Here is a 22945-nt window from a genome sequence, read left to right as displayed (position 1 = left end):
CTAACGTGCGGAATGTGACGTCGCCAACGCTAGGAAGCGAGGGGTGGCCGCCGAATCAGTGAAGTCGCCGGTCCTTCAGGCGGGGCGTTCGGCCAGGACCAGCCGCATGAGCTCGGCTCGCGAGGTGATGTCGGCCTTCTGGAAGACTTTGCGCAGGTGGTAGTCCACGGTCCGCGGGCTGAGGAACAACTGCGCGGCGATCTCCCCGTTGGTCAGCCCTTCGCCGACGGCCAGCGTGATGCGTAGCTCCTGCGGGGTGAGCGTGCTCAGCACGCCCGCCTCGGGTGCGCGCGCCGACTCCCCTGTGGCGCGCAGCTCGCCCAGCGCGCGTTGGGCCCAGGCGAGTGCGCCGATGCGGCGGAAGTCGTCCGCGGCGCCGCGCAGGTGCCGCTGCGCCTCGGAGCGCCGCCGGTCCCGCCGCAGGTGCTCGCCGAGCAGCAGCTCGGTACGGGCGTGCTCGAGCGGAGCGTCGGACCTGGCGTGCAGGCGCAGGCTTTCCGCATAGTGGGCGCTGCCATCGGCGCAGACCAGCGCCCGGCAGCGGGCCGTGAGGGCGGCCGGCTCGGGCGCGGCGGCGTGCTGGGTCCACCGGGCGTAGCGGGCCGTGGCCGCGGCGGCCCGGTCGCGCTCGCCTGCTCTGACCAGGGCCTCGACGAGGTCGGGAACGACGGCCATGGCCAGGTCCGAGGGCACGTCGGCGTCCCAGACGCCGACCGCCTCGAAGTGCCGCGCGGCTTCGCGGTGCCGGCCCGCGACCAGGTCGATGAGCCCGAGCGCCCGCCTGGCGTAGGACATGGCGTCGGCCAGGTTGCGGCCGCTCGCCTCGGCCAGCACATCGGTGGCCAGCTCCGCGGCTTCCGGCCGGCCCCGGATGGCCGCGCACAAGGCCAGCAGCCCTTGGTGGCGGCAGGCCGTGTTCGGCTGGCCGACCTCGGCGGCGAACTGGCGGCCCTCCTCGGCGTAGGCCTCGGCGAGCCCGAACCGGCCACGCGCGATCTCGTCGGCGGACTGATACTCCAGATTCCAGGCGAGCGCACCGAGTGATCCGTTGGCGCGCGCCAGCTGCCCGGCCGTGCGATGCAGGCGCCGGCTCAGCTCGTAGTCGCCGAGCTGGCGAGCGATCCCTCCGGCCAGGGTCATCGTGACCGGATCTGTCAGCGACTCGACCACGGCCCAGTCTCGCGGTCCAGGATCGCGGCCGGCGCGAGCCAGGCAGGCACTGCGCAGCAGCCCCAGCACGGCGTCCCGCGGATCGTCCGGCACCGGCGTGATCCCGTCGAGCCAGCCGGCGAGGTCGGCCCACGCCTGCGGCCGGTTGACGCGCAGACCGAGGTCGGCGTACATCGCGACGGTCGGGGTGAACAGGCGCCGGTCGATCCGCAGCGCCCGCGGGATCCACGGCTTGATGAGGTCCATCGCCTCCTCGGGCGAGCCGGCGAACTCCGCCACGGTGGCGCGGATCGCGGCCAGGGCGATGCGGTCCCCCTCCTCCAGGTGGGGCTCGCGCTCGGCGCGGTCGAGCAGCTCCACGGCCGCGGCGGTGAATCCCCCTCCGATGGCGGCGAGCGCGGCGTTCCACAGCCGCCGCCCCCGGCGCGAACCGTCGGCGGTGAGCTCGGCCGCCCGGGACAACGCGGCCATGGCCGCGGCGGGGCCGCCGAGCAGGGCCGCCTGCGCGGCGGAGCGCTCGAGGTGCTCGGCGGCCTGCTCGTCGTGGCCGACGGCGGCCTGCCCGAGGTGCCAGGCACGGCGGTGCTGGTCGGCCGGGGTGTCGAAGGCCGAGGCGAGGGCACGATGGAGCGCGGCCCGCCGGTCGGCCGAGGCGCTGTGGTAGACCGCCGAACGGATCAGCGGGTGCCGGAACACCAGCCGGGCTCCGTCGTACGTCAGCAGCTCGTCGAGCTCGGCGCGGTGCAGCGGGTCGGCGCCGATCCGCAGCGACGCGGCCGCCTTCTCGATGGTTTCGACGCTGCCGGAGCCGTCGGCGGCGATCAACTGGAGCAGCGGCAACGAGGCGGCGTACCCAGCCCGGATCTTGGTCAGGAACGAACGCCGCAGCTCATCGGTCAGCGCGGGCGGCTCCTGCGTGCCCTCCGGTGGCATCTCCTTTCCTGCCAGCTCCAGCAGGGCAAGGGGGTTGCCGCCGGTGGCGGCCAGCAGGTGGTTCTGCTCGCCGTCGGTCAGCCGCCGCCCGCCGGCCTGCTCGGCGAGCAGCGCCCTGGCCGCGTACGGGTTGAGCCCCATGAGCGGGACCCGGCGCAGGTGGGGCAGGTCGGTGGCGTGGCCCTCGTCGGCACGCGCGGCCAGCGCCAGCACGACGGGCTCGTTGTCCAGCCGGCGGGCGACGAACGCCAGGGTCTTCAGCGTCGGTTGATCGGCCCAGTGCGCGTCGTCGACCACGCACAGCACCGGCTTCTCGCCGGCCAGCAGGGACAGCAGCGACAGGGTCGACAGCGCCACCAGGAACGCGTCGGGCGGTGCGCCGTGCGCACGCCCGAACAGGATCCGCAGGGCCTGCGCCTGCGGGCCGGGCAGCTCGTCGACCGACCCGAGCACGGGGAACAGGAGCTGGTGCAGTATCGCGTAGGCGAGATCGGCCTCCGGCTCGACGCCGACCGCGCGCAGCACCTGGAAGCCGGCGGCCTGCTCAGTGGCGTACGACAACAGTGCGGTCTTGCCGATGCCCGGCTCACCGTGCAGGACGACCCCGCCGCCGCGTCCCTCGGCGGCGTGCCGCAGTAACGACTCGAGCAGCTTCGCCTCGGCGTCTCTCCCCAGCACACGCCGAGCATAGAAAGCGGCCGCACCGGTGACAACGCGCGCGATCCCCGAAGACCGGCGACTTCACTGATACGGCCCGCGCGACCTGGCCCCTAGCGTCGACCGCGTTCACAGGAACATTCACAGAGTGCGAGGCCATCATGACGCTCGGAGCGTTGAGCGGTCGCACCGCCCTGGTCACCGGCGCGGGCAGCGCCATCGGCGCCGCGGTGTCCCGCGCCCTGAGCAGGGCCGGCGCCGGCGTGGTTCTCACCGACCGCGACGGTCAGGCTCTCGAGGCGCTGGCCGCGGACATCGGCTCAGCGGGGGGCCAGGCCGTCGCCGTCCCGGCGGATCTCGCCAATCCGGTGTCGGTGCGGCGGCTGGTCGAGCAGACGCTCGGCGCGTTCGGCCGGCTCGACGCCGCGTTCAACCACGCCGAGGTGGGTGAGGTGGCGCTGGCGATGAAGTACGAGGTCCCCTCGATGCGGCACGGCGGCCGCGTCGTCAACCTGGCGGCGACCGCCGGCGCGCACACCGCGGTGGCCGAGCTGACCCGCAGGGTGGCGCTGGACGTCGCGGGCTCCGGCGTGCGGATCGACGCCGTGGCCGCGGGCAGTGAGGAGGACGTCGCCACCGCCGTCGTGTGGTGTGTCGCTTGTCAGGTGCCCATCGGGCGGTAGCGGCCGCGGAGCCGTACCAACGGCTGGAGTGCGGGGTTGACGTAGGGGACGGCCAGGACGGAGGCGATGAACAGCGTGTGGTCGCCGGCCGCGACCACCTTGGTGGTCTCGGCCTCCAGGGCGGCCACCCCACCCTCCACCACCAGCGCCTCCGTGTGCGCCCCGCGGTGGTGGGGGATGCCGGCCACCAGGAGCCGGGCGCTGGGCCGGCCGGGGGTGGCGAAGCGGCTGGCGATGGCGGCCTGGCGGGAGGACAGCAGGGAGGCGGCCCAGCGGTCCTGGCGGAGCAGGACCTCGTTGAGGTAACTGCGGCTGGCCAGGCTGACCAGCACCAGCGGGGGTTCGAGGGAGACCGACATCAGGGCGGACACCGTCGTCCCGAGGTCGTCCCGTCCGTCGCGGACGGTCACGACCGAGACCCCGGCGGCGAGCTGGGCCATTGCCTCCGTGAACTCGCTCACCGCCAGGGCTCCGAAGGGGTCAGGCGAGGCCGTTGGAGGTCAGCCATTCCTTGGCCACCGTGGCGGGCTCGTCCTTGTTGACGGAGATCTTCTGCATCATGTCGAGCAGAGACTGCGTGGTCAGCTTGGCCGAGATGGAGTTCAGCGTGGTCCTGATCATGTCGGTGGCAGCCGCCTTGTTGAGCAGCGGGGTCACGTTCTGGGCGGGGAAGATGTTCTTGGGGTCCTGCAGGGGCACCAGGTTGTTGGCCGTCATCTTGGGGTCAGTGGTGAAGACGTTGCCGACCTGGATCGTGCCGTCCTTGATCGCGTCAGGGGTGGTCGGTCCCGTGGGCTCCCACGCCTTGAACTCGATCCCGTAGACCTCCTTGAACCGCGCCTCCCACCGCTTCTTGAACTCGGGCGGGCCGCCGACGGTCATGGTCTTGGAGACCTTGGCGAGGTCTTCCATGGTGTTGAGCGACTGCTTGGTCTGGGTGTCCTTGGTGATGGACAGGCTGTCCTTGTCCTCGGCGGGCGAGGAGTCCAGCACCTCCAGCTCGGCAGGCAGCTTCTCCTTCAACCCGGCGTTGACCTCATCGGTGGTGGCCGCCGTGGTCTGCTGGTCGATGAAGGCCAGCAGGTTGCCGTTGTACTCGGGCACGATGGTCAGGCCGCCGCTCTTGACCTGGTCGTAGAGCACCTCCCGGCTCCCGATGCGCGGCTTCTCCTCGACCTGCACGCCCTTGGCCTGCAGCGCCTGGGCGTAGATCGACGCGAGCAGCACGTTCTCGTCGAAGTCGGCGGATCCGATGATGGCCTTACCACCCCCGCCTGAGGCCGAGCCGCTGGGAGCCGCGCTCGAGGTGTCGAGCGGGTTGCCCCCGGTGCCGGTGCTGCCGCCGCCACCGCAGGCGGCCAGCGCGAGCATCGCCGAGATCAGCACCCCCGCGATGCCGTACTTGCGTCTCATCTTGCTTTTCCCTTCTAAGCGGGAGGTTATATAGGAGACTATCGGACCTTAAGTCGCTGGCTCACCCCCGGCGAGACCGTCACCCTCTGGGCGAGCGTGAACAAGATCTGCACCACGAGCGCAAACAGCACAATCAGTACTGAACCGCCGACGACGCTCGCGTAATCCTTCGTCGCGAACCCGTCGATCACGTACCGCCCGAGGCCGCCCAGCCCCGTGTACGCGGCAACGGTGGTGGTGGCGACGACCTGGATCGCCGAGAGCCGGCAGCCCAGCAGGATCAGCGGCAGCGCGACCGGAACCAGCACCCGCATGAGCACCTGACCGCCCCGCAGCCCCATCCCGTACGCCGCGTCCCGCAGCTCGGGGTCGACCCCCTTGATGCCCTCGAAGGTGTTCACCAGGATCGGCGGCACCGACAGCAACACCAGCGGAATGATCACCGGCCAGATCGAGGCCGCGCCGAGCAGCAGCACGAACATCACCAGCAGGCCCAGCGTGGGCAGCGCCCTGGCCAGGTTCGCCGAGACGACGACCACCACTTCGCCCCGGCCGGTATGGCCGATCAGCAGGCCGATCGGCACCGCGATCAGCGCCGCCAGGGCGAGGGCGAGAGCCGAGAACTCCAGGTGCTCCAGCAGCCGCATGGGGATGCCGCCGGACCCGGACCAGTTCTCCGGATTCCCGAAGAACTCCCCAAGCCAGGAGAAGAAGGCGGTCAACCAGCTCACGACGCCTGCCCCTTCCGTACCCGCACCCAGGGGGTGAGCAGCCGCTGCGCCAGCACGATCAGCCCGTCGGCGATCAGCGCCAGCGCCACGATCAGCACGATGCCGACGATGACCGGCGGCATGAACGGGTTCTGGTACGCCCGCGTGAACAATCCGCCGAGCCCGCCCTGCCCGATCAGCGCGCCCACGCTGACCAGGCTGATGCTGGAGACCGCGACCACCCGCAGCCCGGCCAGCACGACCGGCACCGCGATCGGCAGCTCGACCAGCAGCAGGCGGCGCAGCGGCGTGAACCCCATCGCCACCGCCGACTGGCGGACGTGGTCGGGCACCGAGCCGAGCCCGTCCACCACGGCCGGGATGAGCACGGCCATGCCGTAGAAGGTCAGCGGGATGATCACTGTGGTCTGCGACAGCCCGGTCACCGAGATCAGCAACATGAAGACCGGCAGCGACGGCAGGGCGTACACGACGTTGAAGAGCCCCGCGGTGGGCTGGTAGAGCCAGCGCCAGCGCACGCAGGCCAGGCCGAGCGGCAGCGCCACGACCAGCGCGACCAGGATCGGCACGAGCGACATGGTCAGGTGGTCGGTGAGCAGGTTCCTGATGCTGTCGACCCGCCCGGTGTCCCAGTTGCGAGCGATCCACTCCCAGATCGAGGGAGGACCATCACCCATCTGCCGCCTCCGCCAGCGCCTGATCGAGCGTCTCCCTGGTGGCGACGCCGACGACCTTGCCCTGCTCGTCCACGGCCACGGCGCAGCCGGACGGCGACAGCAGCGCCGCGTCGAGCGCCGAGCGCATCGAGTCACGGCCCGGCACGAACGTGCCGTACGGCTCCAGCTCGCCGGGCCGCGCCCCGGAGACCCAGCCGGCCGGCCGGCCCTCGGCGTCCACCACCAGCAGCCAGGGCTCGGAGGTGCCGCGCTCGGCGCCCTCCTCGACGGTCAGATCGGTACGCAGCCGCAGCCCTTCGGTGGAGATGAACTGCAGCCGCCTGATCCCCCTGTCGTGCCCGAGGAACTCGCGCACGAAATCGTCGGCCGGCTCCGACAACAGCGTCTTGGGATCGGCGAGCTGCGCCAGCGTGCCGCCCACCCGCAACACGGCCACGCGGTCGCCGAGCTTGATCGCCTCGTCGATGTCGTGCGTGACGAAGACGATGGTCTTGTTGAGCTCCGCCTGGAGCCTGAGCAACTCGTCCTGCAGGCTGGTGCGCACGATGGGGTCCACGGCGCTGAACGGCTCGTCCATGAGCAGCACCGGCGGATCGGCGGCCAGCGCCCTGGCCACGCCCACGCGCTGCTGCTGCCCGCCGGACAGCTGGAACGGGTAACGGCCGGCCAGCGCCGGGTCCAGGCCGACGCGCTCCAGCAGCTCCATGGCCCGCGCGCGGGCCTTCTTCTTGTCCCAGCCGAGCAGGTAGGGGACGGTGGCGATGTTGTCGACGATCTTCCGGTGCGGGAACAGCCCTGCCTGCTGGATGACGTACCCGATGCCGCGCCGCAGCGTCGGCGGGTCGATGCCCTGCACGGGCTCACCGTCGAGGAGGATCCGGCCCTCGGAGGCGTCGATCATGCGGTTGATCATCCGAAGCGACGTCGTCTTCCCACAGCCGGAGGGGCCGACGAGCACCGTGATCTCGCCGGTGGGCGCCTCCAGGCTGAGGCGATCCACGGCGACCGTGCCGTCCGGGTAGCGTTTGGTGACAGCGTCGAATGTGATCACGCGTGACCTCTCGCTCTGGGCAGGGCCGCGGCCCCCCTGCCACGACCGCCGCATGATCTCTTGGACCCACAGACTACGGCGATCCAGCCCGCTCTGTCCCCTTGGGCCTGGCTTAAGCGTTTCACTGACCAGGCATATTTACTTAAATCTGGATCTGGTAGTGCGCCGGACCGGTCTGTGTTGGCATGATTACCTCCACAATCACCTGACGCGCACCCCTCACCACACCCTCAGCGTCCGCACCGAGCAAGAGGATCCGGCCCCGTGTCCCAGCCGCTCACCGATCAGCGCCCACGCGCAGAACTGATCGCAGAGCTCTACGACCGTCATGCCGCCGGGCTGTTCGCGTACTGCGCTGACCAGCTCGGCGACCTCGGCTCCGCGTCCGACGTCCTGATGTCGGTGCTCTCCGGCGTGCCCGCCGCGGAGCCGCCCCGTGCCGCTCTCTACGCCTTCGCTCGCCGCCAGATCCACCGGCGGGACGTCGTCTACGCGCCGCCCCTGGTGGACCCGCTCATCGATCCGGCCACGTCGCTCGTCGAGCGCAGCCTGCGGGAGTTGCGGCCGCACCAGCGGGAGGTGCTGGTGCTCTGCGCGGTCTGCGGGCTGAGCAAGGCCGAGCTGGCCTGGGTGCTCGATGTCGCGCCCGACACGGCAGAGGAGCTGGCCGTGGGCGCGGGGCATCGGTTCCGGCAGGCTCTCGGTGCGGCGCTGGCCTCCACCAGGGTACGCGTGCCCAAGCCGATCGCCGACGTCTACGGCGCGTTGGGGGTCGCGCCGCTGCGTGACGTGCTCGGCCGCCTGCCGTGGCCACAGCCGCCCGGGGCGCTGCGCATCCACTTCGCCGGCTCGCGTACGGCCACGCCCGCGCCGTTGTTCGTGAAGCCGCGCTGGCCCAGCCCACCGATGTGGCCGCAGCCGCTGTCCGACGCCGACCCGGCGACCAGCACATTGATCTTCCCCAAAGAGCTGCTGACGCCTCCGGCGCCGTCCCGGGTCTCCCACCACGAGGCGACCACGGCCCCGATGCCCAAGGTCCGCGACCCGCTGCGCCCGCCGCCCAGCCTCGGCCGCCCGCTCAGGGATCCGCTGGGCCCGCCGCCCGGCCTCTCCCGCCCGCTCAGGGATCCGCTGGGCGCCCTGGACTCCTCCCGTCCTTTCGAGGAGCGGCCGTTCTTCATGGCGGCGCCGGCGGACGAGTCGGAGCCGTTCGCCACGGGGGACGTGCTCCTGCCGAAGAACTCGCCCGAGCCGTTCGCGACGGGCGACGTGCTCCTGCCCAGCGAGACGCCGCTCCGGCCGCCGTCCGAGGCGGGCGACCTGCTCGCGCCGAGCGGCGAGGCGCGCCCCGACCTGCCGGCACCCGGCCGTGACCCGTTGCCGTCCAGGGGCGAGGGACGCAGGGAATTACGCAGGCCCAGGCCGGCGCGTCGGTCGCAGCCGTCCCCGGCCGAGGACGTGCTGGTCCACAAGGGCCCGCCCCGCCCGCTCCAGCCGGAGCCCGAGGACCTGATGGGCGACGACACGGCGCCGCTGTTCAAGCCGCGTCCCAAGCCCATGGAGCCGGTGTACCGGATGCCGCTGCCCTGGGAGGACGAGCCGGCCGCGGAGCCGAAGGAGTCCTTGCTCGCCCCTCGTCCGGTCCGGGCCAGGCCCGTCCCCAAGCGCCGTCCGGACAAACCCCGGCCGGAGAAGGCGCGCCGCCGCGGGGAACGCCACTACGACTGGGCCTGGGAGCTGATCGGCTTCCTGATCTGCGTGGCGATCGCGATGATCGTGTTCTTCTCCGTGCCGATGTTCGTCGATCCCTAAGGCCGCTCGACCGCCGTCAGGTCGAGCGTGCTCAGGCGGTCCACGTCGGCGAGGATGTCAAAGGCCACGACCTTGCCGCCTGCGATGGTGAAGGCCCCGACCGACACCACCTTGCCGCCGGCCGTGTTGATCAGACCGGGTACGCCGTTGACCAGGACCGGCTGAGCAATCTGGGCCATCCGCTGGAACATGAGCGCCTGCTTGGCCACCGCCAGGGCCCCGTGGAGCTCCAGCCAGCGGCCGCTCGGCAAGGCGCCCTGGTCCACACGCAGGACGATGTCCGGGTCCAGCACCGCGACCAGGGCGTCGAAGTCGCCGGCCCGCGCGGCCGTCATGAAGGCGTCCACCACCTTGCGCTGCCGCGACAGGTCCGGGTCCGGCTCCGCGGCCGCGCCGCGCACCCGGCGCCGGGCGCGGCTGGCAAGCTGACGGGTCGCGGCCGGGGTGCGGTCCACGATGGGGGCGATCTCGTCGAAGGGCACGGCGAACATGTCGTGCAGCACGAACGCCAGCCGCTCCGCCGGATCGAGCGTCTGGAGCACCACGAGCAGCGCCAGGCCCACCGAGTCGGACAGGAGCGCCTCGTGCTCGGGGTCGGCGCCGTCGACGGTGCTCACCACCGGATCCGGCATGCGCGTCTCCAAGGGCTCCTCACCACGCGTGCGGCGGGAGCGCAGCATGTTGAGGCAGACGCGGCCCACGACCGTGGTGAGCCAGCCGCCCATGTTCTCCACGTCGCTGGTGTCGGTGCGGCTGAGCCGGAGCCAGGTCTCCTGCACCGCGTCATCGGCCTCGCTCAGCGAGCCGAGCATCCGGTACGCCACCGCCCGCAAATGATCACGGTGCGCCTCGAAGACGCCGGTCACCCCATCGTTGTCGTTCATCGGTCACATTCTCCCTCGCCGTCGCGTCATAGCGGTGCCGCACGGGCAGAGAGACGCACATCACAGTCGCCTCCTGTCACCTCTTGCCGAGCTGTTCCGTCAATGCGGTGTAACAGCGAAACACGCAAGGAGACGACCATGGAAGCCCGCGTGAACTACTTCGGCAACTCTGTCACGCCCAAGGTCATGAAGTACCTCGGCTCGGCAGGCAAGGTCGTGCAGGACTCGACGCTGCCGGCCGCGACCCAGGAATTGGTGAAGATCCGCGCCAGCCAGATCAACGGCTGCGCCGTCTGCATCGACGGGCACACCAAGGAAGCCGCGCACGCCGGCGAAACCTCGGTGCGCCTGAACCTGGTCGCGGCCTGGCGGGAGGCCACGGTGTTCACCGAGGCCGAGCGTGCCGCCCTGGAGCTGGCCGAGCAGGGCACCCGCATCGCCGACGCCGCCGGTGGCGTCACAGACGAGGCATGGGCGAACGCCGCCAAGCACTACGACGAGGACCAGCTCGCCGCCCTGGTGGCCCTCATCGCCGTCATCAACGCCTACAACCGCCTGAACGTCATCACCCAGCAGCCCGCCGGGGACTACCAGGTCGGCCAGTGGGGGTGACCGCGGCGAAGTGAAGCGCCTGCCCCTTCGTCCCAGGAGGCCCGGGACGGGCAGCCCGCCCACCTGCCCGTCGCCCGGCGGGTCTACGAGTCGGAGGAGAGGATCAGGCCGCTGGTCGGTACGCCGGTTCCGGCGGTGACCAGGACGTTTCGTACGCCCGGGAGTTGGTTGGCCGCTGTGCCGCGGATCTGGCGGACGGCTTCGGCGATGCCGTTCATGCCATGGATGTACGCCTCCCCCAGCTGGCCTCCGTGCGGATTGACGGGCAGGCGGCCGTCCAGTTCGATGGTGCCGTCCCGGAGGAAGTCCGGCGCCTCGCCCCGGCCGCAGAACCCCAGCTCCTCCAGCTGAGCCAGGACGAACGGGGTGAAGTGGTCGTAGAGGATGGCGGTGTGGATGTCCCGCGGCGACATCCCGGACATCTCCCAGAGCCGGCGGCCGACGACGGACATTTCCGGCAGGCCGCTCATGTCATCGCGGTAATAGCTGGTCATCATCATCTGGCCGGCTCCGGAGCCCTGCGCGGCGGCCGTGATCATCGCGGGTGACCTGCGCAGGTCCCGGGCACGCTCGGCCGAGGTCACGACCAGGGCCACCGCGCCGTCGCTCTCCTGACAGCAGTCGAGCAGGTGCAGCGGCTCCACGATCCACCTGGACGCCTGGTGCTCCTCCAGCGTGATGGGCCGCTGGTAGAACCAGGCGGCCGGGTTGGTGGCCGCGTGCCTGCGCATGGCCACGGCCACCCGGCCGAAGTCCTCCGAGGTCGCGTTGTAGGCATGCATGTAGCGGCGCGCGAACATGGCCACCCAGGCCGCCGGCGTCATCAGCCCGAAGGGCACGTGCCAGCTCATCTCCAGGCCCTGGGAGGTCGGCTCGCCGGTCAGGCGGGCGTTCGGCTGGCCGAAGCGGCGGCCGGAGCGCTCGTTGAACGCCCGGTAGCAGACCACCGTCCGCGCCATCCCCGTGGCCACGGCCATGGCGGCGTGCGCCACCGTGCCGCAGGCCGCGCCGCCGCCGTACTCGACGCGGGAGAAGAAGGTCAGGTCGCCGATCCCCACCTCCCTGGCGACGGCGATCTCCTGGTTGGAGTCCTGGCTGTAGGTCACCATGCCGTCCACCTCACCCGGCGACAGCCCGGCGTCGTCCAGGGCGGACAACACGGCCTCGGCGGCCAGCCGCAGCTCGGATCGCCCGGACTTCTTGCTGAACTCCGTGGCGCCGATGCCGGCGATGGCGGTGCGTCCGCTCAACAAGGTGCGTTCTCCTCGGGAAACATGAGGGTTACCGTGCCGGTGGCGTGGTCGCCGAGGCTGACCTTGCCGCGCACCTCCACCGTGACCTGGCCGTCCTGGCGCGACACGACGGTCCCGTTGAAGCTGAGGCGGTCCCCCGCGTACGCCGGGACGCCCAGCTTGACGTTGATCCGCTTGATGACGGCCTCCGGGCCCGCCCAGTCGGTGACATAGCGCTCGACCAGGCCCATGGTGGTCAGGATGTTGAGGAAGATGTCCTTCGAGCCCTGGGCGCGGGCGAGTTGGGTGTCGTGGTGCACGGGCGTGAAGTCCATGGTGGCCAGGGCCGTGGAGACGACCACGGTGGGCGTGAGGTCGATGGACAGCTCCGGCAGCACGGCTCCTGTCTCGGTCATGGCTCCCCCGGTGTCCACATCGGCAGGACGAGCTCGTCGTCCATCGGGCGATACGTCACGCGCAACGGCATGCCGATCCGCACCTCCTCCAGGGGGCAGTCCACGACGTTCCCGACGATCCGTACGCCCTCCGGCAGCTCCACCACGCCCACCACGAACGGGGTCTCGCGGCCCGGCACCGGAGGATGGTGGTGCACGACGTAGCTGTAGAGGGTCCCTGCGCCGCTCGCGACCGTGTAGGAGCGGCCGGCCGAGCGGCAGTGGGGGCACAGCGGGCCCGGCGGGTGGCGCAGCAGGCCGCAGTCGGCGCAGCTCTGGATGCGTAGCTCGCCCTTCTTCACGCCTTCCCAGAAGAACGCGGTGTCCTGGTTGATCGCGGGCTGGAGCGGATAGGGCTCTTTTGAGGCTTTGGGGGCGGGCGGGCGAAATTTCAGGACACGGAAGAGCATGTCCGCCACCGGCTCGTCGTCCTCGGCGTACCAGGTGACGTTCCAGGTGGCGAAGTACCCCACACCCAGAGCGGTCTTCTTGGGCCCCGCCAGGCCCGCGAACCTCGTCGCGGGGGTGAGGCGCTCGCCCAGGCGGGCGTAGCGGTGGTAGGTCTGCTCGCAGTTGGTCGCCACCACGCCCGTGTAGCCGCCGGCGTTGAGCGCCGTCATCATGTCGTCCACCGGCGAGCGGTCCTTGGCCCCCGCGCGCTGCCCTTGCATGGTCCACACCTGGGCCATCGCGGGCGGGGCGACGCCCTTGTCCAAGTAGGCCGGATTCTCGTCGCCCATGGCGGCCAGCCAGTGCCTGATCATGGGGATGTTCACCGGGTCGGGCGCCGGCGTGCCGCGCACCTCCCCCAGCGCCGCCTGCTTGTCCGCGAGGTCGTGCAGCTCCTCGTCCGTCATCGGCTTCGTCTCGCTCATCGCGGCGGCCTCGGCAGGCCCAGGCCGAGCATCGCGATCAGCTCCCGCTGCACCTCGTTGACCCCGCCGCCGAACGTCAGCACCACGGCGCCCTTCACCCCGTGGTCGTTGCGTTCGAGCAGCTCGGCCGTCTCCGGGTCGCTCGGGTCGCCGTATCTGGCCAGGACGTCGGCGATGATCCTGCCGACCTCCTGCATGCGCTCGGAGCCGTAGATCTTGGTGGCCGACGCGTCGGGCGCGCCCAGCCAGCCGAGGTCCATGTTCGCGGCCACCTGCCAATTGAGCAGCTCGTTCGTCCGCAACGCCACCCACACCGCGGCCAGCGCCCGCCGTACGTCCGGGTTGTCCACCAGGCCGGTGCGCCTGGCCCAGGCGAGGAAGCGGTCGTAGGTCTGGCCGATGTTCCCGGCCGGGCCGAGGGTGACCCGTTCGTGGTTGAGCTGGTTGACGATCAGGTCCCAGCCGCGGTCCACCTCGCCGACCACCATGTTCACCGGCACGCGGACGTCGCTGTAGTAGGTGGAGTTGGTGTGGTGGCGCCCGTCCATGGTCACGATCGGGGTCCACGAGAAGCCGGGGTCGTCCGTGGAGGCGATCATCATGGTGATGCCCTTGTGCTTCTTGGCCTCGGGGTTCGTCCGGGCGGCCAGCCAGATGTACTGGGCGTAGTGTGCGCCGCTGGTGAAGATCTTCTGGCCGTTGACGACGTAGTGGTCGCCGTCGAGCACCGCCGTGGTGCGCAGGGACGCCAGGTCGGTGCCGGCCTCGGGCTCGCTGTAGCCGATGGCGAAGTGGCATTCGCCGGCGAGGATGCGCGGCAGGAAGAGGTCCTTCTGCTCCTGGGTGCCGTACTGCATGAGCGTGGGGCCGACGGTCTGGACCGTGATGATCGGATACGGGACGCCTGCCCGGGCGATCTCGTTGGCGAAGATCTGCTGCTCGAGCGGGCCGTAGCCACCGCCGCCGTACTGCTCGGGCCAGCCGAGGCCGAGTTTGCCGTCGCGGCCCAGGCGGCGGCAGTGCTCCATGTACGCCTCGCCGAACGGGTCCTCGGTGATCTTCCTGCGGTCCTCGTCGGTGAGACAACCCTGAAAGTACTCGCGTAGCTCGTCGCGGAGCCTGCGTTGCTCGGGGGTCAGGTCGATCAGCATCAGACGAGCGCTCCGATCAGGTCCAGCTGGGCGTCGGCGCCGCCGAGCAGGTGGGACAGGTGCTTGGCCTGGGCGAAGTAGCGGTGGAGCGGGTACGTCACGTCGAGCCCGAGGCCGCCGTGCAGGTGCTGGCAGGTGTAGAGGGCCTTGACGGCCGCACTGACGTGGTACGCGGCCAGCGCCAGGTCCTGCTCGGCCGGCAGGCCCTCGCCCAGCCGCCAAACCGCCGACCACATCGCCACGTCCAGTGCCCGGCCCGCGATGTAGACGTCGGCGATCTGCATGGTCACGGCCTGGAACTCGGCCAGCGCCCGGCCGAACTGCTTCCTGGTCCTGATGTAGGAGGTGGTCAACTCCAGGGCCCCGGCCAGCACGCCACTGGCCTGCGCGGCGACCGCGGCGGTGAAGAGCTGCCGGACGCCGGTGACCGCCTCCGGTCCCGCCAGCCGCTCGGCGGGGGTGTCCTCGAGCACGACCGTCGCGGCGGGCTCGCCGGTGGACGTGAACTCCGCCGTCGTCGCCGGCTCCTCGATCAGGAACAGGCCCTCATCGGCGCTGACCAGCACTGCGGACGCGGGGTGGAGCACGGAGACCTTGCGCCCGGTCAACGCCCAGCCGTCACCCGACGGCCGCGCGACCGTCGAAGGCGGCTCGGCCAGGGCGCGGCCCGGCTCCCGCAACGCGAGCGCCATCCGGCCCGCGCGCCCGGCCCGGGCTCCAGCCGCCGCGCCACCCTCGCCGCTCGTGCCGCTGAAGCGTCGTTGCTGGTCGAGGGTGCCGTATCGGGCCAGGGCCAGCGTGCTCGCCAGCGTCGAGAGGGCCGGGACCGCCGCCGCCCGCGCCCCCACTTCCCGCAGCACCACGGCCATCTCCACCGGTCCGAGCCCGGCGCCGCCCGCCTCCTCCGGCACGCACACACTCATCAGCCCGGCCTGCCACAGCCGCTCCTCGTCGCCTTCCCTGGCGAGGATCTCGGCGGCCAGCTTCTTCAAGTCCTGCTGTGTTTCGTCCAGGTTGAAATCCACTACGTCTCCAAGAGGTGTTGCCTGCCGTGCCGTACGAACTCCTCCTCGATGCCCTTGGCGTCCGCGTCGGTCAGGGGACGCAGCCCGGCAGGCGTACGCCACCAGACCGGGTCGCCGGTACGCCAGCCCTCCCGGGCCAGAACCCGCTTGACGACCTTGTGGGAGGACGTCTGGGGCAGGTGATCAGAAACGCGGATATAGCGGGGTAAGGACTTGGCGCCCAGATCCCGCCGGGAGGCGAGGAACGCGGTGAACGCCTCCGGGTCGAAGTCCCCCTCCAGCACGAGCGCCGCCATGACCTGGTCGCCGGCCGCCGCATCGGGCACCGGGTACACGGCCGCCTCGACCACCCCGGCGAACTCCCGTAACGCGGTCTCAATAGGCGCGACGGCCAGGTTCTCGCCGTCCACGCGCAGCCGCTCGGTGCCGCGCCCGGCGAAGAACACGTACCCGTCCGCGTCCATGTACGCCAGGTCGCCCGACCAGAACGCGCCGTCCCTGACCCGCTCGGCGTCGGCGTCCGGGTCGTTGTAGTAGCCCTCGAACAGGCCCAGCCCCGTCGTGTTGACCAGCTCGCCGACCGCCTCGTCCGGGTTGAGCAGGCGGCCGTCCTCGACGCGGCCGGGCGGGCAGGGCCGCCCGGTGAAGGGGTCGAGGATCGCGACGCCTTCGGGCAGCCTGCCGAGGCAGCCGGGCGGGCCCGAGGGGTCGGGGCTGAGCGAGATCGCCGTCTCCGTGGAGCCGAAGGCGTCGATCACGTGACACCCGAACCGTGCCCCGAACCGCCTGATCGCGACCGCGCTCCCCTCGTTCCCGAATGCGATCTTGAGCGGGTTGTCGGCGTCGTCCGGGCGCTCGGGGGTGGCCAGGACGTAGGAGAGCGCCTTGCCGACGTAGTGCAGGTACGTGGCCCCGTACCGCCGCACGTCGGGCAGCAGCCCTGAGGCCGAGAAGCGCCGCCGCAGCGCCAGCGCCGCGCCCGACGCGACGGCGGGGGCGTAGGCGGCCATCAGGGCGCCGGAGTGGAACAGTGGCATCGAGCAGTACACGACGTCTTCGGCCGTGAGCAGCGCCCCGAGGCTCGTCCCCGGCACGGCGATCTTCCGCTGGGTGATCCGCACGGCACGCGGGCGGCGGGAGGTGCCGGAGGTGAAGATCAGCATCACGAGGTCCTCAGGCGCCGGCGGTTCTCCTGATCCGTCCGTGGCGGCCTCTGCCGGCGATCCGATGCCGGCCAAGGGCATGGAGTCCACGCCGCTCAGCGCCTCGGACACCAGCCGGGCCGCCTCCTCATGCGGGCCGTCCCACAGGAGCAGCTCGACGTCGGTGGTGCGGGCGTCGCGGATCAGCTCGTCAGGCGAGCGTGTGGGGTTCAGCGCCACGACCACGTGGCCGTCCAGTGCCGCCCCGCCCAGCAGGAAGACCAGCTCTGGAACGTTCTCGCTCAGCACGCCCACGTGCAGCCCCCTGCCGCGCCCGGACAACCAGGCCCCGGCCGCCCGGCAGGCGGCGACGTGCGCGCGCCACGACCACACCGCGTCCTCGTACATCAGCCCAGGTCGATCGTCCTCGGCCCGTGCGAGAAGCAGGGCCGCGAGGGTGTTCGCGGTCATGCCGCCTCCACCAAGCGCTCGGTCAGCCGAATCGGAAACTAGAACAGATTCTAATATCTGTCCAGAGGCCGTCTATGCCGATAACTCTGGACACCTCCCTGTAACGCGGTAGACATGGCCCGACAAGCCTTGTTTGTGACTGGCGAGTAACAAGCCGCCGTTTCAAGAAATCAGATAACGTGTTCTTATGCGTACCTCGCATGACACCATCGCCACGCCCTCCTCGAGCGGCACTGAGGAGACCATGGAAAGCGAGCCCCAGATGGGCGGGCACAGCGTCCGCACGCGCAGCCAACACCAGCGCCGCAAGCGCATCGTCCAGGCCGCGGCCGCCCTGGCCTCGCGCGGCGGGGTCGAGGCCATGCAGATGCGCACGGTGGCCGAGCGCGCGGGCGTCGCCCTTGGCACGCTCTATCGCTACTTCCCCTCGAAGATGGACCTGGTCGTGGCGGTGGTCGGCGAGGAGATCGACCTCCTGGAGAGCAGCATCGAGCGCCGGCCGCCGGGAGCCTCCACGCCGTCGAGCCGCGCGGTGGACGTGCTGATGCGGGCCACCCGCGGTCTGATGCGCGAGCCCGAGCTGGCCGACGCCCTCATCCGCTCCCTGATCATGGCGGAGGTGCAGACGCCGTTCGGCGACCGCATGACCGGATTGTTGCTGCGGGTCTCGGCCGAGGGGCTGACGCTCGAGCAGGCGAGCGAGGAGCAGCGCGATCTGGCGGGGTCGCTGGCCAGCGTGTGGGTGCAGGAACTGCTGGAGATGCTGCGCGGCCGCCGCACCTATGACCAGATCCAGCGCCGCATCGAAACCGCAGCCGCCCGGCTGCTGGCCGACATCTGACCATCAGGAGTCGGCCCCAGAGTCCGTCACCTGCTCCGCTCCCGGCGCGTCCGATCACCGGATGGCACCCAGGTTCACGATCACCTGCTTGCCGTCCCGGCCGTACCAGAACAGCCCGCGCGCCCGGTAGTCCAGCGTCGCCGTGGGCATCCCCTTCTTGGTCGGCCGCAGCCCGAGATCGGCGCCCCGGCCCGTGGCCAGCTCGTACAGCACCTGGCCACGCAGCTCGGCTCCCTTGCCGCTCTGGGTCAGGGTGAGGAAGCGATCAAACGCCGGTGGGAAGATGTCTGGCATGCCGGGCAGGTCCCGGGTGCGGCCGTCGCGGCCCACCAGGGTGCCGTCCTTCACGCACCAGCTGATCCCACACGAGGCGAACGGCTCGACGGGGGCCTTGCTGCGCTTGCCCGTCTCGATGTTGAGCAGGTCGCCGAAGATCACCTGCTTGTTGATCCGCTGCTTGTGGTCGTAGCGCGGGGTGGCGGCCCAGGGCCAGCCGATCAGCGTGTACCCGGATGTGCCGGGCAGCAGCCGGGGCTTGCCGCCCGACAGCGGCATCTCGAAGACGCCGCCCTTGCCCCACAGCGTCCACACCGCCTTGTCGCCGACGATCTCCAGGTCGATGCCGCCGTAGCCGGGCACGCCCTCGAACGTGGTCAGCCTGCGCTGCGTGCCGCCGGCGCGGGGCGCGGTCCAGATGTCCACGATCCGCTTGCGCTCCTGCTTGCGCACCGTCCACCAGTACAGCCGATCGCGGTCGGCCAGCACGAACGACGCGGTGCCGACGGTCTTGGGCGGCGGCGTGACCGGGACGAGCAGCCGCGCCGTCCGTGCCTCGACGTCGTAGGCCCACAGGCCATCCATCTTGTCGGCATGGCCGTCCCTCTCCGTACGGACCAGCACGGTGTGGTCGTCGAGGAACACCTCCGGCCTGAACGGCCTGCCGTTCGGCAGCCTCGCGGGCACGACGTGCACGGCGTCGGGCCAGACTTTCTCGATCGGCGGGTACGTCGGGTCCGCCTCCTGGACCGGCGCCTTGGTGGTGGCGACGGCGGGCGGGGTCGCCGCCGGCGTTCCTCTCGCAGCGTCGATCACAAACGGCGCGCCGGCGGTCAACAGGACCACGGCCGCCGCGGCGGCGAACCCCGCCGCGCCGTGCCGGCGCCGCCTGCGGTGCCCTTCCTCGACGCGCGCCAGCAGGTCGTCGGCGGGGCGGGGGGCGTGGCGGGCCGCGGCGGCGAGTTCGGCGGCCAGGGACATCTCCAGGTCGTTGGTCACGTGACGTACCCCATCTTCTCCACGATTCCGGGAAGGTCGCCTCGGAGTTTGTCCAGGGCGCGGGAGGCCTGGCTGCGTACGGTCCCGCGGGAGACGCCGAGGACGTCTGCGATCTCGGCGTCCGTCAACTGCTCGTAGTACCGCAGCACGAGCACGGCACGCTGACGGCGCGGCAGCTTGGACAGCACCTCCCAGAGGCCGGAGCCCTCGTAAGCGACATCCTCATAAGTGCTGTCGGGTGGCGTGGCCGTGATGTGCTCGCGCCTGCGCACCCGCCAGGCGTTGATGTGCAGGCGCGTCATCGTCGTCCGGACGTAGCCGTCCAGCGCGTTCTTCCGGCGCACCCGTGACCACGAGCCGCGCAGCCGGACCAGGGCCTCCTGCACCAGGTCGGCCGCGTCGTGCGGGTTGCCCGTCAGTACGTAGCCGTAGCGGAGTAATCCGTCCACGCGTTCGGCCACGAACTGCTCGAACAGCGGATCTTCCTGCACGTCTGCATCCTCCTCCATCCCGACCTAGACGGAACGGAGACGGCAAGTGTTGCATCCGACAGGTGAGCACCGCCGACCGGGCGCCTGAGCAGGCACTACTCAAGCGCGCGGAACGTACGGCGGTAGGCGTGGGGAGAGACGCCGAGGGCCGCCTGGAGGTGTTGCCTGAGCGAGGCCGCGGTGCCGAAGCCGGCGCGGTCAGCGATGCGGTCCACGGGCAGGTCGCTGCTCTCCAGCAGGTGCCTGGCCAGCGCGATGCGCTGCTGCGTCAGCCACTGCCCGGGGCTCATCCCGACCTCCTGCCGGAAGCGCCTGGTGAACGTCCGCCGGCTCATGCCCGCGTGCCCGGCCAGATCGTCGAGCCGGAGCGGGGCGCCCAGGCGTTCCACAGCCCAGGCCCTGGTGGGGGCGATGCCGGCGCCGGTCGGGTTGGGCACGGGCTGCTCGACGTACTGGGCTTGGCCACCGTCGCGCCATGGCGGGACCACGCACAACCTGGCGACCTGGTTGGCGATCTCGCTGCCGTGATCGCGGCGGACGAGATGCAGGCACAGGTCCACACCGGCCGACGCCCCGGCCGAGGTGAGCACGTCGCCGTCGTCCACGAACAGCACGTCCGCGTCCATCCGCACCTTGGGGAACAGCGTGGCGAACCGGCTGGCGTGCCGCCAGTGCGTAGTGGCCGGGCGGCCGTCGAGCAGGCCGGCGGCGGCCAGCACGTACGTGCCGATGCAGATGGACACCACCCGCGTCCCCGGCCGTATCCGGGCCAGCGCCTCGGCCAGCCCGGCCGGCAGTGACTCCCTGTCGGTGATCTCCGCGTACCACTCGGCCGCGGGCACCACCACCGTGTCGGCGCCGGCCAGCGCGCCCGCGTCGTGCTCGACGGCGAGGGAGTAGTCGGCGGCCGTGGCGACGGGCTTGCCGTCGATCGTGCACGTGAGGACCTCGTAAAGCGGTTCGCCACTGGCTCCCCTGGCCACGCAGAAGATCCGGGACGGCACGCTCAGCTCGAACGGGATCACGCCGTCAACGGCAAGGACGACCACACGATGCATGGCCCGATTTTTACACATCATGACCTTTGGGCCACTCGCGGGCGGACTACGTGCAGAGCAGGCTTGACGGCATGAAGATGAAGGCGATCAGCCAGGACGCCCTGGGCGGCCCGGAAGTGCTGAAGATGGTCGAGGTGGACAGGCCGGAGCCGGGCCCGACCGAGGTCCTGGTACGAGTGGAGGCGGCCGGGCTCAACCCGACCGACTGGAAGACCCGCGAGAGCGGCGGGCTGCTGAGCACACCCCCGCCGTTCATACTCGGCTACGACGTCTCGGGCGTGGTGGAGGCGTCGGGGATCGGGCAGGCGCTCTACAAGCCCGGCGACGAGGTGTTCGGCATGCTGCAATACCCGGACGGGCACGGGGCCTTCGCCGAGTACGTGACCGCGCCGTCCCGGCACTTCGTCCGCAAGCCGACCACCCTCGACCACGTGCAGGCGGCCGCGATCCCGCTGGCCGCGCTGACCGCGTACCAGGGACTCGTGGACGTGGCCGGGCTGAAAGGCGGCCAGCGGGTGCTCATACACGCCGCGGCCGGCGGTGTGGGGCATCTGGCGGTGCAGATCGCCAAGGCCCGCGGGGCCTACGTGATCGGCACGGCCAGCGCCGCCAAGCACGACTTCGTGCGCGGCCTGGGCGCCGACGAGCTCATTGACTACCGGACCGAGGACTTCTCGGAGATCGTGCGGGACGTGGACGTGGTGCTCGACACGATCTGCGGCGACTACGGGCCGCGCTCCCTGCGCACCATGCGCAGGGGCGGCACGATCGTCTCGCTCGCGCTCTCGTTGTTCGACCGGGGTGTGCACGACGTGGCGAAGGATCTCGGCCTGCGGTCGGAGACCATGCTGGTGGAACCGGATCAGGCCGGGATGCGGGCGATCTCGGCGCTGGTCGAGGCCGGTCGGCTGCGGGTGGAGGTGGCGGCCGCGCTGCCGCTGGCGGATGCCGCCAAGGCGCATGAGCTCGGCGAGACCAACCGCACCACCGGCAAGATCGTCCTCACGGTCCCCCACTGACCACGAGGTTCCGTGGCGTCCCCGTCCCTCGCGCGGGGACGCCACGGAAGATCCTCGGCCTTTCGGACGGCTCGCCTCACAGCCTCCCCCGAGACGCCCCCGCGGCTCCCGGAGGAGGCCGTGCTCCGCGTGACGGAGCCCGACGATCCGTTTTCATGGTGATTTCTTTGCCTTCCGTTACAGGGATCACCTCAATTGACCGGGCGGAGGGGAAAAAGTCATCGGTCTGTCGGTGCCGAGGTCTATACAGGGAGGTATGAGCGACAAGCCGACCAACGAGGACTTCCTCCGGCTGGCCGATCCGATGCGGCGCGAGTTGCTGGCGCACTGCTACCGCATGATGGGGTCGGTGCACGACGCCGAGGATCTCGTCCAGGAGACCTACCTCCGCGCGTGGCGGGGCTACGACGGCTTCGAGGGGCGTTCCTCGCTGCGTACGTGGCTCTACCGCATCGCCACCACCGCGTGCCTGACCGCGCTGGACAGCCGCAACAGGCGACCGCTGCCGACCGGCCTGGGCGCGCCCAGCACCGAGCCGACGGCGCCCCTGGTGCAGGACAACGAGGTGCCGTGGCTGGAGCCGGTGCCCGACGCGCTGGCCGGCGCGGGCGCCGACGACCCCGCCTCGATCGTGACCTCGCGTGAGAGCATCAGGCTCGCGTTGATCGCCGCGCTGCAGCACCTGCCGCCCCGGCAGCGCGCGGTGCTCATCCTGCGCGACGTGCTCAAGTGGAAGGCCGCCGAGGTGGCCGAGGCCGTCGGCGTGTCCACGGCGGCCGTCAACAGCATCCTGCAGCGGGCCCGGGCCCAGCTCAACGAGGTGTCGCCGAGCCTGGACGACCCGGTGGAGCCGCTGAGCGAGGAGCAGCAGGCCAAGCTGGATCGCTACGTCGCCGCGTTCCAGGACTACGACATCGACAGCCTGGTGGACCTGTTCACCAAGGACGCGATCTGGGAGATGCCGCCGTTCATCGGGTGGTACCAGGGTCCGGAGACGATCGTCGAGCTCACGAAGAACCAGTGCCCGGCCAAGCGCTCCGGCGACCTCAAGCTGGTCCCGATCGCCGCCAACGGCCAGCCGGCCTTCGCCATGTATCTGCGCGAGAACGGCGTCCACCGCCAGTTCGCCATCATGGTGCTGACGTTCTCCGGGGAGAGCATCAGCCATGTGGGCATGTTCCACGAGGAGAGGCTGTTCGAGACCTTCGGGCTTCCTTCGACTTTGGAGAGCGAGGCTTCCACGCCAAAGTAGAACGCGTTACAGTCGCCAAGACACTTACCAGAGCT

At 70.9% G+C, this 22945-nt stretch carries 22 protein-coding genes; 6 read left to right on the top strand and 16 right to left on the bottom strand.

The window, feature by feature from the left end:
* Window positions 1-75: 75 nt before the first annotated feature.
* Window positions 76-2781, bottom strand: coding sequence for a helix-turn-helix transcriptional regulator (locus ACTWQA_RS38010; RefSeq protein ID WP_443163779.1), 2706 nt, complete (start codon window positions 2779-2781; stop codon window positions 76-78).
* A 155-nt stretch (window positions 2782-2936) separates the two neighbouring features.
* Here ACTWQA_RS38010 and ACTWQA_RS38005 point away from each other — a divergent pair, with 155 nt between their 5' ends.
* A complete protein-coding gene (locus ACTWQA_RS38005; protein ID WP_443163778.1) occupies window positions 2937-3443 on the top strand; it encodes an SDR family NAD(P)-dependent oxidoreductase in 507 nt (168 codons plus the stop codon).
* Here the strand turns inward: ACTWQA_RS38005 and ACTWQA_RS38000 are convergent.
* From ACTWQA_RS38000 to ACTWQA_RS37980, 5 genes are read right to left on the bottom strand one after another with little or no spacing between them, the layout of a single operon-like run.
* The gene (locus ACTWQA_RS38000; RefSeq protein ID WP_327589143.1) at window positions 3422-3904 is read right to left on the bottom strand and encodes a flavin reductase family protein; all 483 of its coding nucleotides are present in this window, start codon (window positions 3902-3904) and stop codon (window positions 3422-3424) included. The two genes, ACTWQA_RS38005 and ACTWQA_RS38000, sit on opposite strands and share 22 nt — an antisense overlap.
* 19 nt (window positions 3905-3923) lie before the next feature.
* Window positions 3924-4856 carry an ABC transporter substrate-binding protein gene (locus ACTWQA_RS37995; protein ID WP_443163777.1) on the bottom strand — a complete coding sequence of 311 codons (933 nt, stop codon included), beginning with the start codon at window positions 4854-4856 and terminating at the stop codon, window positions 3924-3926.
* Between the two features lie 38 nt (window positions 4857-4894).
* Complete coding sequence (locus tag ACTWQA_RS37990; RefSeq protein WP_443163776.1) at window positions 4895-5587, bottom strand: ABC transporter permease; 693 nt, start codon at window positions 5585-5587, stop codon at window positions 4895-4897.
* Window positions 5584-6264 carry an ABC transporter permease gene (locus ACTWQA_RS37985; protein ID WP_443163775.1) on the bottom strand — a complete coding sequence of 227 codons (681 nt, stop codon included), beginning with the start codon at window positions 6262-6264 and terminating at the stop codon, window positions 5584-5586. The genes ACTWQA_RS37990 and ACTWQA_RS37985 overlap by 4 nt, the downstream gene beginning before the upstream one ends.
* Window positions 6257-7315, bottom strand: coding sequence for an ABC transporter ATP-binding protein (locus ACTWQA_RS37980; RefSeq protein ID WP_443163774.1), 1059 nt, complete (start codon window positions 7313-7315; stop codon window positions 6257-6259). The genes ACTWQA_RS37985 and ACTWQA_RS37980 overlap by 8 nt, the downstream gene beginning before the upstream one ends.
* Window positions 7316-7579: 264 nt before the next feature.
* Between ACTWQA_RS37980 and ACTWQA_RS37975 the strand changes: the two genes are divergently transcribed.
* Complete coding sequence (locus tag ACTWQA_RS37975) at window positions 7580-9127, top strand: hypothetical protein (protein ID WP_443163773.1); 1548 nt, start codon at window positions 7580-7582, stop codon at window positions 9125-9127.
* On the opposite strand, the gene ACTWQA_RS37970 is transcribed toward ACTWQA_RS37975, so the two are convergent.
* Window positions 9124-10011: a sigma-70 family RNA polymerase sigma factor gene (locus ACTWQA_RS37970; RefSeq protein WP_443163772.1), complete on the bottom strand. Its 888-nt coding sequence runs from the start codon at window positions 10009-10011 to the stop codon at window positions 9124-9126. The genes ACTWQA_RS37975 and ACTWQA_RS37970 overlap by 4 nt on opposite strands.
* A 138-nt stretch (window positions 10012-10149) precedes the next feature.
* Here ACTWQA_RS37970 and ACTWQA_RS37965 point away from each other — a divergent pair, with 138 nt between their 5' ends.
* Window positions 10150-10623, top strand: a complete 474-nt coding sequence (locus ACTWQA_RS37965) for a carboxymuconolactone decarboxylase family protein (RefSeq protein ID WP_443163771.1) — start codon at window positions 10150-10152, stop codon at window positions 10621-10623.
* An 83-nt stretch (window positions 10624-10706) separates the two neighbouring features.
* On the opposite strand, the gene ACTWQA_RS37960 is transcribed toward ACTWQA_RS37965, so the two are convergent.
* Genes ACTWQA_RS37960 through ACTWQA_RS37935 form a run of 6 tightly spaced genes read right to left on the bottom strand, consistent with a single transcriptional unit; the run spans window position 10707 to window position 16974 of the window.
* The gene (locus ACTWQA_RS37960; RefSeq protein ID WP_443163770.1) at window positions 10707-11873 is read right to left on the bottom strand and encodes a lipid-transfer protein; all 1167 of its coding nucleotides are present in this window, start codon (window positions 11871-11873) and stop codon (window positions 10707-10709) included.
* Window positions 11870-12271, bottom strand: coding sequence for a MaoC family dehydratase (locus tag ACTWQA_RS37955; RefSeq protein ID WP_305916736.1), 402 nt, complete (start codon window positions 12269-12271; stop codon window positions 11870-11872). The genes ACTWQA_RS37960 and ACTWQA_RS37955 overlap by 4 nt, the downstream gene beginning before the upstream one ends.
* Window positions 12268-13185 (bottom strand): bifunctional MaoC family dehydratase N-terminal/OB-fold nucleic acid binding domain-containing protein, encoded by a 918-nt coding sequence (locus tag ACTWQA_RS37950; protein WP_443163769.1) that lies wholly within the window; start codon window positions 13183-13185, stop codon window positions 12268-12270. Before ACTWQA_RS37950 ends, ACTWQA_RS37955 begins: the two co-directional genes overlap by 4 nt.
* The gene (locus ACTWQA_RS37945) at window positions 13182-14336 is read right to left on the bottom strand and encodes an acyl-CoA dehydrogenase family protein (protein ID WP_443163768.1); all 1155 of its coding nucleotides are present in this window, start codon (window positions 14334-14336) and stop codon (window positions 13182-13184) included. Before ACTWQA_RS37945 ends, ACTWQA_RS37950 begins: the two co-directional genes overlap by 4 nt.
* On the bottom strand, window positions 14336-15361 hold the full coding sequence (locus ACTWQA_RS37940; protein ID WP_443163767.1) for an acyl-CoA dehydrogenase family protein: 1026 nt from the start codon (window positions 15359-15361) through the stop codon (window positions 14336-14338). Before ACTWQA_RS37940 ends, ACTWQA_RS37945 begins: the two co-directional genes overlap by 1 nt.
* A complete protein-coding gene (locus ACTWQA_RS37935) occupies window positions 15361-16974 on the bottom strand; it encodes an AMP-binding protein (protein ID WP_443163766.1) in 1614 nt (537 codons plus the stop codon). Before ACTWQA_RS37935 ends, ACTWQA_RS37940 begins: the two co-directional genes overlap by 1 nt.
* A gap of 187 nt (window positions 16975-17161) precedes the next feature.
* Here ACTWQA_RS37935 and ACTWQA_RS37930 point away from each other — a divergent pair, with 187 nt between their 5' ends.
* Complete coding sequence (locus ACTWQA_RS37930) at window positions 17162-17815, top strand: TetR family transcriptional regulator (RefSeq protein WP_443163765.1); 654 nt, start codon at window positions 17162-17164, stop codon at window positions 17813-17815.
* A 54-nt stretch (window positions 17816-17869) separates the two neighbouring features.
* Here ACTWQA_RS37930 and ACTWQA_RS37925 read toward each other — a convergent pair whose 3' ends face one another.
* From ACTWQA_RS37925 to ACTWQA_RS37915, 3 genes are all read right to left on the bottom strand, one after another.
* Window positions 17870-19090: a hypothetical protein gene (locus ACTWQA_RS37925; RefSeq protein ID WP_443163764.1), complete on the bottom strand. Its 1221-nt coding sequence runs from the start codon at window positions 19088-19090 to the stop codon at window positions 17870-17872.
* The gene (locus ACTWQA_RS37920; RefSeq protein ID WP_327589128.1) at window positions 19087-19581 is read right to left on the bottom strand and encodes a SigE family RNA polymerase sigma factor; all 495 of its coding nucleotides are present in this window, start codon (window positions 19579-19581) and stop codon (window positions 19087-19089) included. Before ACTWQA_RS37920 ends, ACTWQA_RS37925 begins: the two co-directional genes overlap by 4 nt.
* Before the next feature lie 95 nt (window positions 19582-19676).
* On the bottom strand, window positions 19677-20639 hold the full coding sequence (locus ACTWQA_RS37915; RefSeq protein ID WP_443163763.1) for a GlxA family transcriptional regulator: 963 nt from the start codon (window positions 20637-20639) through the stop codon (window positions 19677-19679).
* 77 nt (window positions 20640-20716) lie between these two features.
* Between ACTWQA_RS37915 and ACTWQA_RS37910 the strand changes: the two genes are divergently transcribed.
* Together ACTWQA_RS37910 and ACTWQA_RS37905 are read left to right on the top strand one after the other, a co-directional pair.
* Window positions 20717-21658, top strand: a complete 942-nt coding sequence (locus ACTWQA_RS37910; protein WP_443163790.1) for an NADP-dependent oxidoreductase — start codon at window positions 20717-20719, stop codon at window positions 21656-21658.
* A gap of 256 nt (window positions 21659-21914) precedes the next feature.
* Complete coding sequence (locus ACTWQA_RS37905; RefSeq protein ID WP_443163762.1) at window positions 21915-22910, top strand: sigma-70 family RNA polymerase sigma factor; 996 nt, start codon at window positions 21915-21917, stop codon at window positions 22908-22910.
* The last annotated feature ends 35 nt before the right edge of the window (window positions 22911-22945 follow it).

Source organism: Nonomuraea sp. 10N515B (assembly GCF_052245915.1).
In the GTDB taxonomy this organism is placed as follows: Bacteria; Actinomycetota; Actinomycetes; order Streptosporangiales; family Streptosporangiaceae; genus Nonomuraea.
Note: the sequence above shows the minus strand (reverse complement) of the source record. Positions and strands in the feature narration are given on the sequence as shown.